17 protein-coding genes are annotated in these 16,855 nt (G+C 63.6%); 4 read left to right on the forward strand and 13 right to left on the reverse strand.

The features are described from left to right. Positions 1-98: 98 nt before the first annotated feature. The 7 genes from CEJ45_RS11295 to CEJ45_RS11325 all read right to left on the reverse strand — a co-directional run bounded on the left by CEJ45_RS11295 (position 99) and on the right by CEJ45_RS11325 (position 6,593). Complete coding sequence (locus tag CEJ45_RS11295) at positions 99-2,138, reverse strand: sodium-translocating pyrophosphatase (RefSeq protein WP_088755214.1); 2,040 nt, start codon at positions 2,136-2,138, stop codon at positions 99-101. 276 nt (positions 2,139-2,414) lie between these two features. Next, positions 2,415-3,071, reverse strand: coding sequence for an adenylate kinase (gene adk, locus CEJ45_RS11300; RefSeq protein WP_008326404.1), 657 nt, complete (start codon positions 3,069-3,071; stop codon positions 2,415-2,417). Between the two features lie 283 nt (positions 3,072-3,354). Next, on the reverse strand, positions 3,355-4,170 hold the full coding sequence (gene kdsB / locus CEJ45_RS11305; protein ID WP_088755215.1) for a 3-deoxy-manno-octulosonate cytidylyltransferase: 816 nt from the start codon (positions 4,168-4,170) through the stop codon (positions 3,355-3,357). Positions 4,171-4,226: 56 nt separating this feature from the next. Next, complete coding sequence (locus CEJ45_RS11310) at positions 4,227-4,415, reverse strand: Trm112 family protein (RefSeq protein ID WP_088755216.1); 189 nt, start codon at positions 4,413-4,415, stop codon at positions 4,227-4,229. Continuing rightward, a complete protein-coding gene (gene lpxK / locus CEJ45_RS11315; RefSeq protein WP_088755217.1) occupies positions 4,396-5,424 on the reverse strand; it encodes a tetraacyldisaccharide 4'-kinase in 1,029 nt (342 codons plus the stop codon). The genes CEJ45_RS11310 and lpxK overlap by 20 nt, the downstream gene beginning before the upstream one ends. Positions 5,425-5,537: 113 nt before the next feature. Continuing rightward, positions 5,538-5,966: an ExbD/TolR family protein gene (locus CEJ45_RS11320; RefSeq protein WP_034339343.1), complete on the reverse strand. Its 429-nt coding sequence runs from the start codon at positions 5,964-5,966 to the stop codon at positions 5,538-5,540. 21 nt (positions 5,967-5,987) lie between these two features. Then, positions 5,988-6,593 carry a MotA/TolQ/ExbB proton channel family protein gene (locus tag CEJ45_RS11325; protein WP_034339345.1) on the reverse strand — a complete coding sequence of 202 codons (606 nt, stop codon included), beginning with the start codon at positions 6,591-6,593 and terminating at the stop codon, positions 5,988-5,990. Between the two features lie 171 nt (positions 6,594-6,764). On the opposite strand from CEJ45_RS11325, the gene xseA reads away from it, so the two are divergent. Together xseA and sodB are read left to right on the forward strand one after the other, a co-directional pair. After that, positions 6,765-8,171: an exodeoxyribonuclease VII large subunit gene (gene xseA / locus CEJ45_RS11330; RefSeq protein WP_088755218.1), complete on the forward strand. Its 1,407-nt coding sequence runs from the start codon at positions 6,765-6,767 to the stop codon at positions 8,169-8,171. A gap of 337 nt (positions 8,172-8,508) precedes the next feature. Then, positions 8,509-9,087: a superoxide dismutase [Fe] gene (gene sodB / locus CEJ45_RS11335; protein WP_088755219.1), complete on the forward strand. Its 579-nt coding sequence runs from the start codon at positions 8,509-8,511 to the stop codon at positions 9,085-9,087. Between the two features lie 102 nt (positions 9,088-9,189). Here sodB and CEJ45_RS11340 read toward each other — a convergent pair whose 3' ends face one another. The 4 genes from CEJ45_RS11340 to CEJ45_RS11355 all read right to left on the reverse strand — a co-directional run bounded on the left by CEJ45_RS11340 (position 9,190) and on the right by CEJ45_RS11355 (position 12,742). Then, entirely contained in the window at positions 9,190-10,482 is a 1,293-nt protein-coding gene (locus tag CEJ45_RS11340; RefSeq protein WP_088755220.1) for an NAD(P)/FAD-dependent oxidoreductase, read from the reverse strand. A gap of 16 nt (positions 10,483-10,498) precedes the next feature. Further along, positions 10,499-11,227, reverse strand: coding sequence for an amino acid ABC transporter ATP-binding protein (locus CEJ45_RS11345; protein WP_088755221.1), 729 nt, complete (start codon positions 11,225-11,227; stop codon positions 10,499-10,501). Next, positions 11,224-11,880, reverse strand: a complete 657-nt coding sequence (locus tag CEJ45_RS11350; protein ID WP_088755222.1) for an amino acid ABC transporter permease — start codon at positions 11,878-11,880, stop codon at positions 11,224-11,226. Before CEJ45_RS11350 ends, CEJ45_RS11345 begins: the two co-directional genes overlap by 4 nt. A 94-nt stretch (positions 11,881-11,974) precedes the next feature. Further along, positions 11,975-12,742, reverse strand: coding sequence for an ABC transporter substrate-binding protein (locus CEJ45_RS11355; RefSeq protein WP_088755223.1), 768 nt, complete (start codon positions 12,740-12,742; stop codon positions 11,975-11,977). Between the two features lie 345 nt (positions 12,743-13,087). Here CEJ45_RS11355 and CEJ45_RS11360 point away from each other — a divergent pair, with 345 nt between their 5' ends. Then, positions 13,088-13,879, forward strand: coding sequence for an IclR family transcriptional regulator (locus tag CEJ45_RS11360; RefSeq protein ID WP_088755224.1), 792 nt, complete (start codon positions 13,088-13,090; stop codon positions 13,877-13,879). A 54-nt stretch (positions 13,880-13,933) separates the two neighbouring features. Then, positions 13,934-14,320, forward strand: coding sequence for an OsmC family protein (locus CEJ45_RS11365; RefSeq protein ID WP_088755225.1), 387 nt, complete (start codon positions 13,934-13,936; stop codon positions 14,318-14,320). Here the strand turns inward: CEJ45_RS11365 and CEJ45_RS11370 are convergent. Together CEJ45_RS11370 and CEJ45_RS11375 are read right to left on the reverse strand one after the other, a co-directional pair. Further along, positions 14,302-15,225: a DedA family protein/thiosulfate sulfurtransferase GlpE gene (locus CEJ45_RS11370; RefSeq protein WP_088755226.1), complete on the reverse strand. Its 924-nt coding sequence runs from the start codon at positions 15,223-15,225 to the stop codon at positions 14,302-14,304. The genes CEJ45_RS11365 and CEJ45_RS11370 overlap by 19 nt on opposite strands. Before the next feature lie 226 nt (positions 15,226-15,451). Next, a complete protein-coding gene (locus CEJ45_RS11375; protein WP_088755227.1) occupies positions 15,452-16,807 on the reverse strand; it encodes an MFS transporter in 1,356 nt (451 codons plus the stop codon). Positions 16,808-16,855 lie beyond the last annotated feature (48 nt).

Raw genomic sequence — 16,855 nt, forward strand, 5'->3', positions numbered from 1 at the left:
GGCAATGCAGGCTTTCCCTTCGCGGTGGAGGATTATGCGCAGGTCGCCGCACGACAGACTATCCGTGCGGCGACAATCAGCACTGCGGTCAGATCGGGTCAGGAGACCACCGGCAGCAAAGGCACCAGCAGCAGCGCCACGATGTTGATGATCTTGATGAGCGGATTGACCGCCGGCCCGGCCGTATCCTTGTAAGGATCGCCCACGGTGTCGCCCGTGACGGCGGCCTTGTGGGCGTCCGATCCTTTGCCGCCGTGGTGGCCGTCCTCGATGTATTTCTTGGCGTTGTCCCAGGCACCACCGCCGGTGGTCATCGAGATGGCCACGAAGAGTCCGGTGACGATGGTCCCCATCAGCAGGCCACCCAGTGCCGACGGCCCCAGCAGCAGCCCGACCAGGATAGGCACGATCACCGGCAGCAGCGACGGCAGGATCATTTCACGGATGGCCGACGAGGTCAGCATGTCCACCGCGCGGTCATACTCGGGACGGCCGCTGCCGTCCATGATGCCGGGGATGTCGCGGAACTGGCGACGCACTTCCACCACCACGGCACCGGCCGCTCGCCCGACGGCTTCCATCGCCATGGCACCGAAGAGATAGGGAATCAACCCGCCGATGAAGAGCCCGATGATCACCGCCGGGCTGGACAGGTCGAAGCTGGCGGTCTTGCCGACGGACTCCAGCGCATGCGTGTAATCGGCAAACAGCACCAGTGCTGCCAGGCCTGCCGAGCCAATCGCATAGCCCTTGGTGACGGCCTTGGTGGTATTGCCCACCGCATCGAGCGGATCGGTGATGGCGCGCACCGAATCGGGCAATCCCGACATCTCTGCAATGCCGCCCGCATTGTCGGTGATGGGTCCATAGGCATCCAGCGCCACCACGATGCCAGCCATGGACAGCATGGAGGTCGCCGCAATCGCAATGCCGTACAAGCCTGCCAGCCAGTAGGATGCCAGGATCGCCGCGCACACCGCCAGCACGGGATACGCGGTGGACTTCATCGACACCCCGAGACCGGCGATGATATTGGTGCCATGCCCGGTGGTGGAAGCTTCGGCAATATGGCGCACCGGCTTGAAGTCGGTGCCGGTGTAGTACTCGGTGATGTAGACCATGAGACCGGTGAGCACGATGCCCACCACGGCCGCGCCCATCAGCGGCACCCGCAGTTCGGGCGGCAACAGCAGCCAGGTGACGACCGCAAAGCCGACCAGCGACAAGCCGGCTGACCACCACAGCCCGGTATAGAGCGCCGACATGATCTTCCTGCCCGGCTGCGCCTTGACCATCGCGCAACCGACGATGGAGGCCAGGATCGACACCCCGCCCAGCGCCAGCGGATAGAGTACCGCCAGGGTTTCCAGTCCCTTGAGCATGAGACTGCCCAAAAGCATCGTCGCCACCAGCGTGACGACATAGGTCTCGAACAGGTCGGCGGCCATGCCGGCGCAATCGCCCACGTTGTCCCCGACGTTGTCGGCGATGACCGCAGGATTGCGCGGATCATCCTCAGGAATGCCGGCCTCGACCTTGCCCACCAGGTCGGCCCCCACGTCCGCGCCCTTGGTGAAGATGCCCCCGCCCAGCCGCGCGAAGATCGAGATGAGCGACGCCCCGAACGCCAGTCCGATCAAGGGCTGGATGGCATCGTGCAGGCTGACGGCGCGTCCCTGTCCGTAGACATACAGGACCCAGAAGAACAGTGACACCCCCAACAAACCCAGCCCCACCACCAGCATCCCGGTAATGGCCCCGCCCCGGAAAGCCACGCCCAGCGCCTCGTTCATGCCGCGCGTGGCGGCCTGGGCGGTGCGCACATTGGCGCGCACGGACACGTTCATCCCGATGAAACCGCAAGCCCCGGACAACACCGCTCCCAGCAGGAAGCCGATGGCGGTAAGCCAGCCCAACCCGGGGATGAGTGCAATGAGGATCAGCAGCACCACGCCCACCATGGCGATGGTGCGGTACTGCCGCGCCAGATAGGCCGCAGCCCCCTGCTGGATGGCCAGCGCGATTTCCTGCATGCGGGGGTTGCCGGGGTCCTGCTTGAGAATCCAGCGTCGAGAAACCAGGCCATAGATCACCGCGACCAAGCCGCAGGCAATGGCAAACCACAGGGCAAGTGCCATCTTCGTCTCCTTTGTTATCACGACTCATCAACAATCACGAACATCCGCCGCGCCGTCCGGGTTCTGCTGTTCCGGTTCGTCGCGGCCGATACTGCGCCTGCAAATTGCGTCGCCCTTCTTTATTGGAGTTGTTGTGCCTTGCCGGGCCGCCGGTGCTACGCCCTCGGGCGGGCGTCACTACCGGTGATCGGTTTATTTACTTAGTTTTTGCGTACTGCCGTGCTGACTGCATCAACAGCGACAGCATAAAAAAAGCGGACCGAAGTCCGCTTCACTTTACTCCGCCAGGGCGGCAAATGCACGATCCCTGATTTCTTCCACCGGACCGACGCCGGCGATCTTGCGATACTTCGGCGCACCCGGCTGGCCCGACTTGGCCCAATCACCGTAATAGCCCACCAGCACTTCAGTCTGCTCGTGATACACGGCCAGACGCTTCTTGACGGTTTCTTCCTTGTCGTCGTCACGCTGGATCAGCGCTTCGCCGGTCAGGTCATCCTTGCCCTCGACCTTGGGCGGGTTGAACTTGACGTGATAGGTGCGGCCCGAACCCGGGTGCACGCGGCGGCCGCTCATGCGCTCGACGATGGCGCTGTCGGGGACGTCGATTTCCAGCACGTAGTCGATGGCCACGCCGGCTTCCTTCATCGCATCGGCCTGGCGCGTGGTACGCGGGAAGCCGTCGAAGAGGTAGCCATTGGCACAGTCAGCCTGTTGCAGGCGATCCTTGACCAGGCCAATGATGATGTCGTCGGAAACCAGACCGCCCGCATCCATCACCTTCTTGGCAGCGATGCCAAGCTCGGTGCCCGCAGCCACGGCCGCGCGCAGCATGTCGCCGGTGGAGATCTGCGGAATGTTGAATTTTTCCTTGATAAAAGTGGCTTGCGTGCCTTTACCGGCACCAGGCGCTCCTAAAAGGATGAGGCGCATGTCGTTTCCTAAATTGAGGGTTTCTGAATATGAATGCTTGAATTCTTTTGCGACGTGATGGCAGAGGATCGCTACCATCTGGACGGTTATGCAGCTTGTTTGCGCGCCGTTTGCATCAGCTCTGGGACGAAACTTACCACAAAATCTTACCGAACCATGACAAACGCCTGATTTTTAAGCAGTCTCCGGACTCTGATTGTGTCGTGTCAGCTTGACATGGAACTTACAGCAAGCCGATCCGGCCACCCTTGCGCCGGATCATGCCTGCCGTCCGGACTAGGGATCAGAGCGCGGAGATGGTCTGCACCAGCGGGCTATCCGGCGGGGCCTCGAAATGCTTGCGCACGCGCAACAGGTCTTCGGGCGTATCCACCCCGGCTTCGGGCACCAGCGAGGTCACGTGCACGGCGATGGCATGGCCGTGCCACAGCACGCGCAATTGCTCCAGCGCCTCGATGCGTTCCAGCGGGGCCGGGGCCAGCGTCGGGTAGAGCTGCAGGAAGCGGTTGCTGTAGGCATACAGGCCGATATGGCGCAGCGGGACGTACTCATTGGCATGATCCGGACCGCTGGCGTCGGGCAGGGACTCGCGCGACCTGGCGAACGCATCGCGATGCCAGGGGATGGTGGCGCGCGAGAAATACATGGCGCAGCCTTCCTTGTTCAACACCACCTTGACCACATTGGGATTGAAGGCGTCCTCGGCGGTCCCGATGGCGTGGGCAGCCGTGGCCATGGGTACGCCGTCCTTGATGTGGGCGGCGGTGGCGGCGATGAGACCCGGATCGATCAGAGGTTCATCACCCTGCACGTTGACCACCACCTCATCCTCGGCCAGCCCCAGCGCAGCGGCGACTTCGGCGATGCGGTCGGTGCCGGAGGGGTGATCGGCGCGGGTCATGGCCACTTCGATGCCATGCTGCTCGCAGGCGGCGTGGATGTCGTGATGGTCGGTGGCCACGATGATGCGGCTGGCCCCGGAGAGCGCGGCACGCTCGGCCACGCGCACGATCATGGGCTTGCCGCCGAGGTCGGCCAGGGGCTTGTTGGGCAGGCGCGTGGAAGCCAGGCGCGCAGGGATGATGACAGTAAAGGTCATGGAATCAACCGCAGCAGGAAGGCAGAAATCAGGAATCAAAAGTTCGCGGATCAGCGTCAGGCCGCAGGCGCTGCCGGCACTGCCGACAGTTCGCGCGCTTCATCGGCCCACATGATGGGGATGCCATCGCGGATGGGGTAAGCCAGCTTGTCTGCCTTGCAGATCAGTTCCTGGGCTTTTTTGTCGTAGTCCAGCGGGCCCTTGCAGATGGGGCAAACCAGGATATCAAGCAGTCGGGCGTTCACGGAGTTTCTCCACTATATGTTCAGCCAGCGCGCCATCGATGCGCGCCGAGACAGGCACGACCCAGATGCGCGGGTCGTTTCGGATGGCCTCGATAGCCCTGCATTTTACTGCATCCTTTTCCGTGATCAGGATGACATCGGCCGCAAGGCCTGCAAAAGGATCGATGGCAAAATCAAAATGGTCGGGCAAGGGATGGCGCGCAAAGGACAAACCCGCCGCTGCCAGGGTGGCAAAAAAACGTTCGGGATTGCCGATCCCGGCCACGGCCGCCAGCCGCACGCCACCCTCGCCCATCCGTTCCAGCGGCTTGTGCGCACCGGGCGGGGCCAGTTGCACGGCCTGGTCCGCCTGCAGCCGCATGGCGTGCGCGCCACCGGAGGCGCTGCCCTGCGCGCCGACATTGACCACCGAGAAATCCCGCCGGCGCGACGCCGGTTCCCGCAGCGGCCCGGCCGGCAGCAGCCAGCCGTTGCCCACGCCGCGCGCATCGGAGAGCACGATTTCGATGTCGCGCGCCAGCGCGTAATGCTGCAAGCCATCGTCGGAAATGATCACATCCACCTCGGGATGCGCCGCCAGCAAGGCGCGCCCGGCCTCCACCCGGCGCCGCCCGACCACCAGCGGCACAGCGGTGCGCTGGACGATCAGCAAGGGTTCGTCGCCCACCTGGGCCGCTGCCGAATCAGCCGTGACCGCCAGCGTCTGCGCCACACCGCCGCCATAACCGCGCGAAATCACGCCGGGATGTAGGCCCGCCATGCGCAAGGCCTCGATGAGCCAGATCGCAAAGGGCGTCTTGCCGGTACCGCCAACGAAGACGTTGCCCACCACGATCACCGGCACCGGCAGCCGTTCGGCGCGCTTGATGCCCAGCGCAAAGAGCCCCCGGCGCAGCGCCGCGAGGGCGCCAAAGAGCAGCGACAACGGCCACAGCAGGCAAGCCAGCAGGCCGCGCCGTTGCCAGGCGCGGGTCAGGATGGCTTCGGCAGTGGGCCTGGATTCGGCCATTTTCGGGTTCCAGTGAATAAAAAAAATCCGGGCCAGGCGGGACCTGGCCGGGGCGCCATCGCTACGGGATGACGTGAAGCTATTGGCAAATTTACAGAATGGCGCGCGACCGGCTACTTGCTGCTGGACTGCGCCGCGAAGGTCAGCTTGGGATAACCCGCCATGCGTGCCGCCTCCATCACGTTGACCACGGTCTGGTGCGTGGCCAGCGCGTCGGCATTGATGATGATGACCGGGTCGGCCTTGCTGCCACTGCTGCGCACTGCTGCCTGCATTTCTTCCGACAGCCCTTGGGCATCGCGCGCGGCGATGCGCTTGTTGTTGATGGCGTAGCGGCCATTGGCGTCGATGGCGATGTTGATCTCGAAGGGCTGTTCCAGCGCCTTCTGGGCATCGGCCGTGGGCAGGGTGACCTGCAGGGCGGTGAACTTGCTGTAGGTGGTGGTCACCATGAGGAAAATCACGATCACCAGCAGCACGTCGATGAAGGGGATCAGGTTGATCTCCAGGTCTTCGCGGGGACGGCCCTTGCGGAAGTTCATGCGGTTCTCCAGCGTCCAGGATCAGCGGCGCACATCGTGGACGATGTCCACGAACTTGACGGCCTGCTGCTCCATGTCGACCACGAAGCCATCCACCTGGGCGCGGAAGTGGCGATAGAACACCAGCGCCGGCATCGCAATGGCCAGGCCAAAGCCGGTGTTGTAGAGCGCGATGGAAATGCCGTGCGCCAGCTGCGCCGGATTGGTTCCGGCGGCGTTCTGCGAGGCAAAGATCTCGATCATCCCGACCACCGTGCCGAAGAGGCCCATGAGCGGCGCCAGCGAGGCGATCGTCCCCAGTGTGGTCAGGAAGCGTTCCAGACGATGCGCGGCGGCCTGGCCGGCTTCCTCGATGGCTTCCTTCATGACTTCGCGCGGGGCATCGACATTGCGCAGGCCGGCGGCCAGCACCTGGCCCAGGGGGGAGTTCTGCTCCAGCTTGTCGATCACGTCCTCGTTGACGCGTCCGCTCTGGTAGACCCGGACCACTTCGCCCAGCAGGTCCGGCGGCAGGATGCGCGCGCGGCGCAGGTAGGCCAGTCTTTCGATGACCAGCGCCAGGCCGATGATGGAAGCGATCAGCAAAGGCCAGATCGGCCAGCCGGCGGCGAGGATGATGGCGAGCAAAACGTACTCCTAAGAAATGCGGATGAGCGGTGAATCTGGTGCAGCCGGCGGTCTTTCCAGGCACGTCCGTTTCTGCGGTGCAGAATGTAGCCGGTTGCGTGCGGCTCGGCAAGCGCAGCCAGCTTGGCTTTACAATGCGGCATTGTATCGCCCCTGGAGTCCCCGCGTCCCATGCCTGCCGACAAGTTCCCGCCCTTCCCTGCTGCCCGCCCGCGTCCGGAGGCCATACCGGCCGCCGCCACTGGCGAGGGCGGTCCGCCCATCCTGACCGTCTCCGGCCTGAACCAGGCGGTCGCACGCATGCTGGAGCGCAATTTCCCGCTGATCTGGGTCAAGGGCGAGATCTCCAATTTCACCCGGGCCGCCTCCGGCCACTGGTATTTCAACCTCAAGGATGACGGCGCCCAGGTGCGCGCGGTGATGTTCAAGGGCCGCGCGCAATACGCCGGCTTCATGCCGCGCGAAGGCGACAAGGTTGAAGTCCGCACCTTGGTGACGCTCTACGCCCCGCGCGGCGACTACCAGTTGAACGTGGAAGCGATCCGCCGCTCCGGCGTGGGCGACCTCTACGCCGCCTTCGTGCAGCTGAAGGAAAGACTGGAACGCGAAGGCCTGTTCGACCGCGACCGCAAGCGCCCCCTGCCGGGCTTCCCGCGCCGCATCGGCATCGTCACCAGCCCGCAGGCCGCCGCCTTGCGCGATGTGCTCACCACCCTGCGCCGCCGCGCACCGCACGTGGAAGTGGTGCTCTACCCCACGCCGGTACAGGGCGAAGGCGCGGCCCAGCGCATCGCCAATGCCATCCGGACCGCCTCCGGGCGCGCCGAATGCGATGTACTGCTGGTCTGCCGGGGCGGTGGCAGCATCGAGGACTTGTGGTCGTTCAATGAAGAAGTGGTGGCGCGTGCCATCGTGGAGGCCAGCATGCCGGTGATTTCCGGTGTCGGCCACGAAACCGATTTCACCATCGCCGACTTCGCCGCCGACTTGCGCGCGCCCACCCCCACGGCCGCCGCCGAGCTGGCCGCCACCGCCCGCGAGGACTGGCTGGCTGAACTGCGCGGCCACGCCAATGACCTCACGCGCGCGCTGCGCCGCAGCCTGACCGATAAAGCGCAGACCGTGGACTGGCTTTCGCGCCGCCTGGTCAACCCCAGCGCGTATATACAGCACGAACGCGTCAAGCTGGCCGCACTGCAAACCCGGCTCGCCCACGCCACCCGCGTACCGCTGACCCGCATGCGCCATCGCCTGCAGCAACTGGCCACCCACCTGTCGCACCAGATCCCCGACACCGCCCACGCCCGCCGCGACCTGCTGGACCTGACGCGACGGCTGCAAGGGGCCCAGGCCGCCCGGCAGTTGCGCCAGCGGCAGGCGCTGGCGGGACTGGCTACGCAGCTCGAACTACTGAATCCGCAACGCACGCTGGAACGCGGCTACGCCATCGTCAGCGATCGCCAGGGCCGTGTATTGCACACCCCGGCCGAGCTGGCCGCCCGCAGCGAGGTCACCATCCGCCTGGCTGAAGGCAGTGCCGAGGTCGGCATTGCCAGCGTGCAGCCACGGCTGGATTGAGCCGGTTCGGCCGTCCGGCTTGACAGCTGTGGCAGACTTTTTTGGCATAAGCATTTTCCGGTGAAATACAGGCCAGCCTGCCGTATGACACCTGTTGCGGCCGGATGCGAATGTGCGGATGAGCTGGAACGTCTTGTGGGGACTGGCATCTACGGTTTTGCCTGCGCCGGCGACCGGCCACTCCCATTGGGAACCATTCGCATTTCCGCACTGGAGGCCGGTGCGCGACTGACGCGCGTCAGATTTGACCGAGTGCAAAGAATTGTCTTCCGCTTTAGAATCGCAGGTTCGGAAAAGACCCCTTCGTAGCAAACCAACAAGACTGAAAGGATTCATCATGGCACATACCCTTCCGGCACTGCCTTACGATCTGGACGCGCTGGCGCCCACGATTTCCAAGGAAACCCTGGAGTATCACTATGGCAAGCACCACCAGACCTATGTGACCAACCTGAACAACCTGATCCCGGGTACCGAATTCGAAAACCTGTCCCTGGAAGAGATCATCAAGAAATCTTCCGGCGGCATCTTCAACAACGCTGCCCAGGTGTGGAACCACACCTTCTACTGGAACGGCCTGACCCCGAAGGGCCAAGGCGCTCCGAGCGGCGCGCTGGCTGATGCCATCAACGCCAAGTGGGGTTCCTTCGACGCCTTCAAGGCCGAGTTCACCAAGCAAGGCCTGGCCAACTTCGGTTCCGGCTGGACCTGGCTGGTCAAGAAGGCTGACGGTTCCCTGGACATCGTCAACACCACCGGCGCCGGCACCCCGCTGACCACCGACAGCAAGCCGCTCTTGACCGTGGACGTGTGGGAACACGCCTACTACATCGACTACCGCAACGCACGTGCCAAGTACGTCGAGAACTACTGGGGCATCATCAACTGGGACTTCGTGGCCAAGAACTTCGCTTGATCACCCTGCCTCCCGGCGAAAAAAAACCACGCGTGAGCGTGGTTTTTTTTTCGTCTGCCGCAACGGTCGCAACTGCTGCAAATGCCGCAACTGCCGCAGTGCTCAGGAAAAGCGGTCCAGCACACTGTACCAGGCTACGCCGGCCGCGATGTAGAAACGCTGCAGGCCATGCAGCGGAACAGGCTGGATGGTGCTAACCGGGAAAGGAAACACGCTGCCCGCCTGGCCGCTCAGGCGCTGCGCCAGGCAGCGTCCCATGGTACTGGCCATGGCGATGCCACGGCCGTTGTAGCCCAATGCAATGCTCAGCCCGGCAGCAGGTTCATGGACGTGCGGCAGGAAGTCGCGCGTGATGGCCACCCGCCCCGACCAGCGGTAGTCGAACTCCACTCCGGCCAGTTGAGGGAACAGCAGGGCCACCGAGCGTTCCAGGTGGGCGAAATCGGCTGGTCCGCGCGGATCGCGGAAGGGGCCGCGTCCCCCCATGAGCAGGCGGCCCTGCGCGTCGCGCCGGTAATACAACAGCAAGCGGCGTGAATCCGAAGTGACCTCGCCACCGGGCAAGATGCTGGCCCCCAGCGCTGGCGGGAGCGGCCGGGTAGCGACGATGAAACTGTTGGCGGCGATGACCGATTGGCGCAGATGCGGCCACAGGTCATCGGTATAGCCATTGGTGGCCAGGACCACCCGCTCGGCGTCGATATGGGGTCCGTGTGCGCAATGCAGGCGCCAGCCGCTGGTGCGGCGCTCCAGGCGCGCCACGGGGGTGCCGCCATGGATGGCCACGCCCAGCCGCTGCGCCGCTTGCGCCAGTCCACGGCAATACTTCAGGGGATGCAGGCTGCCTGCCCGCTCATCCTTCCATCCTCCGACATAGGCGCCGGTGCCGATGTGGCGCGTCACTTCAGCCGCGTCCATCAAGCGGGCCGGCGCGCCTTCGGCCATCCATTGATGGGCACGTGCTTCCAGCGCGCGCATGACCTTTGGCGAATGCGTGGGTTGGATCCAGCCGGAACGCTGTGCTTCGCAATCGATGCCGTATCGGCTGATCAGGTCGAACACCGTATCGGCTGCCGAACCAATCGCCGCAATCAGGGGATCGGCTTTGGCGCTGCCAAACATGACCCGCAACTGGTCGGGATCGTATTTGAGGCCGGGGATGACTTGTCCGCCGTTGCGACCGGACGCCCCCCAGCCCGGCGCATGGGCGTCCAGCACGCACACCGACACACCGGCCTCGGCCAGGTGCAGCGCAGTGGACAGGCCGGTGTAGCCGGCGCCGACGATGGCCACGTCATAGCGCGCGCTGGCCTGCAGGGGCGGGGTCTCCAGCGGATCACCGCCGGTAGCCGCCCACAGGGACGGCGGGAAGGCCGCATTGGATTGCTGTGTCATGGCTCAGGTCTCGTTCTCACTTGCTGATCACGCGCCGCAGGAAATCCTGTGTACGCGCATGCTGCGGTTCTGACAGCACCTGGGCTGCCGCGCCGGATTCGACGATGCTGCCGCTGTGCAGGAAGCACACGCGGTCGGCCACCTCGCGCGCAAAACCCATTTCGTGCGTGACCACGATCATGGTCATGCCATCGGCGGCCAGCGTACGCATCACTGCCAGTACTTCGCCCACCAGCTCGGGGTCCAACGCCGAGGTCGGCTCGTCGAACAGGATCGCTTCAGGCTGCATGGCCAGCGAGCGCGCAATGGCCACGCGCTGCTGCTGGCCACCGGAGAGCTGGGAAGGATAGGCATCACAGCGCGCGGCCAGGCCCACCTTGTCCAGCAGCGCCATGGCCTGGGCCCGGGCCTGATCGCGCGGCACACCATTGACGAAGACCGGCCCCTCGGTGACGTTTTCCAGCACGGTGCGATGCGGGAACAGGTTGAAGCGCTGGAACACCATCCCCACGCGGGTGCGCAAGCGGTGGATGTCGGCACCCTCGCGGTCAACGCGCTGGCCGTCGATGAAGATATCGCCGCGCTCGTAGGACTCCAGTCCGTTGATGCACCTCAGTACCGTGGACTTGCCCGAGCCGGACGGTCCGATCAGGCAGACCACCTCCCCCTCGGCCACCGACAGGGAAACATCCTTGAGCACTTCGTGCTGCCCGAAGCACTTGGAAATATGCTTGACCTCGATCATCGTGCCCTCCCCTTGCCGTGACGGATCTCCAGGCGGCGGATCAAGAACACCAGCGGCAGCGACAGCAGCAAATACAGTACCGCCACGGTGGTGTAGACCGTCATGTTCTGGAAGGTACTGGAGGCGATCATCTGACCGGCACGGGTCATTTCCAGCACCGTGATGGTGGACACCAGTGAGGAATCCTTGAGCATCATCACCAGCGTATTGCCATAGGGCGGCAAGGCGATGCGAAAGGCCTGCGGCAGGATTACGCGACGCATGATGAGCGGCCCGCGCATGCCGATCGACTGTGCCGCCTCGATCTGTCCCACATCCACCGCCTCGATGCCGGCACGGAAGTTTTCTGCCTGATAGGCCGAGTAGGCGATGCCCAAGCCGACCACGCCTGCCTGGAAAGCCGAGAGCTGGATGCCGATGTCGGGCAGAACGAAGTAGATGTAGAACAGCTGCACGATGATGGGCAGCCCGCGGATGATGTTGATGACGGTGGCGCCGGCCAGTGCCACCGGCTTCAAGCGGGAGACTTTCATGAGGGCCAGCAACAGTCCGATCACTGAACTGAGCAGGAACGAAGCGATCGTGACTTCGACGGTGACCAACGCTCCCTTCAGGAGGATCGGCAGGAAGTCCAGCACGGTTTGCAGAAGCATGGGCGCAGTAGGGCGGCAGGAATGGGAGCAGGCCAGCAGGGCGCCGGTGGAGCGGCGCCTCTTGGGCGGAGGATGAAAACGCCGGGCGTCGGGCTCAGTTCAGTTTCCACTGCTCCACGATGCGTGCCAGCGTGCCATCGGCCTTGAGTTCGGAGATGGCCTTGTTCAAGCGTTCCATGAGCTTGGGGTCAGCCTTGCGGATGACCAGGCAGACATCGCCCATGAGCGTGGACTGGTATTCCTTGACAAGGCGTACCTGCGGATTGGCGCCTTGCGACAACTGGTAAGCCACGATGGGACGGTCGCCGAAGCCAGCCTTGATGCGGCCCAGGCCAACGTCGCGCATCATGTCGGCTACCGAATCATAGGTCTTCACTTCCTTGAAACCGCCCTTCTTGTTCAAGGCATCGACGAACACGGTACCGACCTGGGCACCGACGATTTCACCCTTGAGATCATCGAGGGTCTTGTAGCTCTTGGTGTCCTGGGCATTGACGAACAGGCCCTCACCATAGGAATACACCGGATCGCTGAAGTCCACGATCTGGGCACGGGCCTCGGTCTTCAACATGGCCGCGGCGATGATGTCGATCTTGTTCCCGGTCAGCGAAGGGATCAGCGCGGCAAAGGGCGTCTGCTGGATGTTGACCGAGAAACCGGCCTTGTTGCCCACGGCCGTGACGGTATCGACCATCATGCCCTGCAGCTTGTTGGTCTTGATGTCGAGGAAGGTGAAGGGCACACCGGTGGAGGTCGCCCCTACGTTGTAGCTCGACTGGGCCATGGCGGGCACGGCACCCAGCGTAGCGGCCAGGGCGACGCTGCCCAGCAGGTGTTTGAACAGGCAATGGAACGGCTTCATACGACTCCCCTTTGGCGCTAGACCGCGACCAGGCGCGATCAGAATGGACGGCTGGAAGTCCGCGCGACGGTGTTGGAAAAACCCTCGGCGGTGCGTGGACCTGCAAGGACTGCGGCGACCCCTCACGGAGCCGATGCTGCAACACTGGAAGCGGCCTCGCATCGAACTACCCGGTATGGCCTCGATGCGTGGCGAAAATATCAATATGACGCGTTGAAATAAGTATATTTAATTTACTCGAATCGTCAACAGATATTTATGTATCGATATTCGATACGGTAGACGTGAATTACCGTAGAATCAGCGCCTGTACTCTTTATCTACTTCACTCTTCCAGGAGCGCGCATGAACGAGCCCGACCAGACCGCCTCGGACCTGCTGTTCAATCAATCGCTGGAAAAGGGGCTGGCAGTGCTGCGCGCATTCGATGCCCAGCACCGCACCATGACGCTGGGCGACGTTGCCAGCGCCACTGGCATGTCCAAGAGTTCGGCACAGCGCATGGTGCATACGCTGGAAATGCTGGGGTATGTCTGCAAGCATCCCAAGACGCGCCGCTACCAGCTCACGCCCAAGGTCATGGAAGTGGGCTACAACTATCTGGCTGCCGACATCCTGGTGGACGTGGCCAATCCCTTTCTCTCTGAGCTGGCCAACATCACCGGTGAAACCGTCAACCTGACCGAGCCCTACGACTGCGAGATGGTCTACGTGGCGCGCTTCGTGGCCAGCAAATTCATCCCCATCCACATGCCCATTGGCAGCCGTATCCCGATGTATTGCACGGCCTCCGGACGCGCCTACCTGAGCGGCCTCGACCCTGCCGAGGCACGAGCCATCCTGGCCGCCAGCGAACGCACGCAGCACACGCCGCACACCCGTACCAACGTGGAAGACATCATGCAGTTGCTGGAAGCCAGCCGCGAACGCGGCTTTGCGAGCAACCGGGAAGAGCTGTTCCTGGGAGACATGACCATCGCCGCCCCGGTGTTCAACAGCGAGCGTCGGCCGGTGGCGTCGGTCCATGTGGTTGCACCGACCAGTCGCTGGAATGTGGAAGATGCCGAGAAGAAGCTGGGTCCCCTGGTGCTGGAGTGCGCGCGCGCCATTTCCAATTCGGTACGCACGCTGGTGTGAGCCTTGTGACACAATCACCGGTCACATTGATCACTTGCCCAACGGAGACCCCCCATGGCCCACGTCACCCTGCACAACGCCGCCGGCTACGCCCAGGACATCAAGGCGCGCATCCACCAGCTCAAATCCGACGAACCCGAGAGCAATGGCGGCAAGGACACCGGTCCCGCCCCCTATGAGTTGCTGCTGGCCGCACTGGCCTCCTGCACCTCGCTGACGCTGCGCATGTATGCCGACCGCAAGGGCTGGGACCTGGGCAGCATTTCGGTGGATGCCCACTTCGGGCGAGACGACAGCGGATTGGAAACCATCACCCGCAAGATCAGCTTCGGCAATGCGCTCTCGCAAGAACAGCTCACGCGCCTGGCCGAGATCTGCGAAAAGACCCCGGTCACCAAGACCATCCGCCAGGGCACCGCGATTCAGACATCGATGGCGTAACCCGCAGCGCGCCAGGCATCAATGCCGCCGGTGAGCGGCCGTACGCGCGTATAGCCGCGCCGCATCAGCTGGCGCGCCACCATGGCCGCCGAGGCCTCGTTGGGACAGGCGCAATAGACCACCACCTCCCCCTCGACGGGACCATCGAAGACGAAGGTCTGGATCTCCTGGTTGGAAATCGTGACCGCTCCCGGAATGCGGCCATCCTGCTGCGACAGCGGAGAACGCACATCGATGATGGTGGGCGCATTGCCCTCTTCCAGCATCGTGTTCAATTCATCGACCGAAATGCGCGCCATCTCCAACGACTTGCGGAAACGCCGGCGCTGCCACCACTTGTTGGCCACGAAGGCCGCCAGTGCCACGGCGATCATGAGCATGCCGTAATGCCCCAACTGTGCCAGCACGTTGAGCAGGTCATCCACGGCCGAGCTGAAGAGCGAACCGAGGAAGATCCCCAGTCCCGCCCACAATGCGCTGCCGGCCGCATCCCACAGCACGAAGCTGATGCGGCGCGTGCCCATGGTGCCGGAAAGCGCGCTGGCGATCGAGGCGAAGCCCGGGATGAACTTGGCCAGCAGGAGCGAGCGTGCGCCCCAGCGCAGGTAGATCGATTCGGTCTGGCGCACACAGGAGTCGGGCGAGAGCGAAATACGGCACAGCCGCGACATGATCTGGCGCCCGTAACGGCGCCCGGCGAGATACCAGCAGTAGTCGGCAATAAGGGCCGCGCTCACCGCCAGCAACAGCAGCAGCGCCGGCGAATAGCGGCCGGTTGCCGAGAGCGCACCGGTGATGATCAGCGTGGGATAGGCCGGCACCGGCGCGCCCAGCTGCTCGACCAGCACGTTGATGAAAACGAGGATCAGACCGTATTGCTCGATCAGGTGGTAGAGGGTGTCCATGGCCGGCTGCCTTGATGTCTCACCGCCTGGGAGGCGGCGACTGTTCCGCCGTGATGGCGGATTGCAGGATGCCATTATAGGCGCGTGACCTGCCCCAGCGCTTGGACAAATGCGGCGTGCGCCATCGCCACAAAGCGGCACAAAAATGCGCCCGGCGCACCGCGAGAAGACGGGCGAGCGGACGCAAACGAGGAAAGACCTCGGAGAAATCAATGACGCAATGTGCTCAGAGCGCGTGCTTTGCCAGCGGCTCCGTGCGACCTTCAGCCGAACCGTCGCCATCCTGCACCGATGGCCGCGTGCGTGCCAGGAACACCAGCACCGCCGCCACCAGCGAAGCCGCCGACAAGGCATACAGGCCGCCCTGGATGGAACCGGTCTTCTGCTCCAGGTAGCCGAAGGTCGCCGGCGCGAAGAAGCCGCCCAGGTTGCCCAGGGAATTGATCAGCGCCAGCACCGCCGCTGCAATGCGCGCATCCAGGTAAGCCTGCGGAATGGGCCAGAACAAGGAGGAAGCCGCCTTGAAACCGATGCCCGCAAAGCACACCGCCACGAAACCGATCACCGGGCCGGCCGAGGCCGAGATGGCCATGCCGGCGGCCGAAATCACCAGCGTGGTCGCCACCCAGAACTGCGGCTTCTTGTAGCGCGCGGCCAGCACCGCAAAGACATACATCGCTGCAATGGCCACGATCCACGGGATCGAATTGAACAGCCCGACCTGGAAGTCATTGAAGTGCCCCATCTTCTTGATGATGGTCGGCAGCCAGAAGGTGGCGCCATAGATGGTCAGCTGGATGGCGAAATAGATCAGGCAGAACAGCACGATCTGCGGATCACGCAACAAGGTCAGCGCCGAGACGTGCGGCGGACGGTTGGCCGCACGCTGCTCCTGCTCGGCCGCGATGACCGTGACCAGAGCCTCGCGTTGCTCCGGCGAGAGCCACTTGGCATCGCGTGGCGTAGAGTCCAGCACCATCCACACCACCACGCAGAACAGCATCGACGCACCGCCCTCGATGATGAACATCCATTGCCAGCCATGCAGTCCGCCACCTTCAATCAACAGCAGCGCACCGGTGATCGGACCGGAGAGAATCGAAGCGATCGCCGAGCCCGAGAGGAATACCGCCATCGCCCGGCCACGCTCGTGATTGGGCAGCCACTGCGTGAAGTAATACACCACGCCCGGAAAGAAACCGGCCTCGGTCACACCCAGCAAAAAACGCATGAAATAGAAACTGGTCTCGCTGTGCACGAAGGCCATGCACGCCGCTACCAGGCCCCAGGTGAACATGATGCGCGTGAGCCAGGCGCGCGCGCCATAGCGTTGCAGCAGCATGTTGGAAGGGACTTCGAAGATGGCATAGCCGACGAAGAACAAGCCCGCACCCAGCCCGAAGGCTGCGGCGCCGATGCCGAGATCGGTCGAGAGGTGACTGCGTACGAAACCGATGTTGACGCGGTCGATGTAGTTGATGATGAACATGGCCACGAACAGCGGCAGGATGCGCCACTTGATCTTGCTCACCGCCGAGGTGAGGACCTGGTTCGCTGCGGGGGAGGACTGGGATGGATTCACGGGTTGTCTCCTCGTTTGAGCCCGTACTACCGGTTGATGAAAGAAAGT

The sequence above is a fragment of the Herbaspirillum aquaticum genome, assembly GCF_002213425.1.
Lineage (GTDB): Bacteria > Pseudomonadota > Gammaproteobacteria > Burkholderiales > Burkholderiaceae_D > Herbaspirillum > Herbaspirillum aquaticum.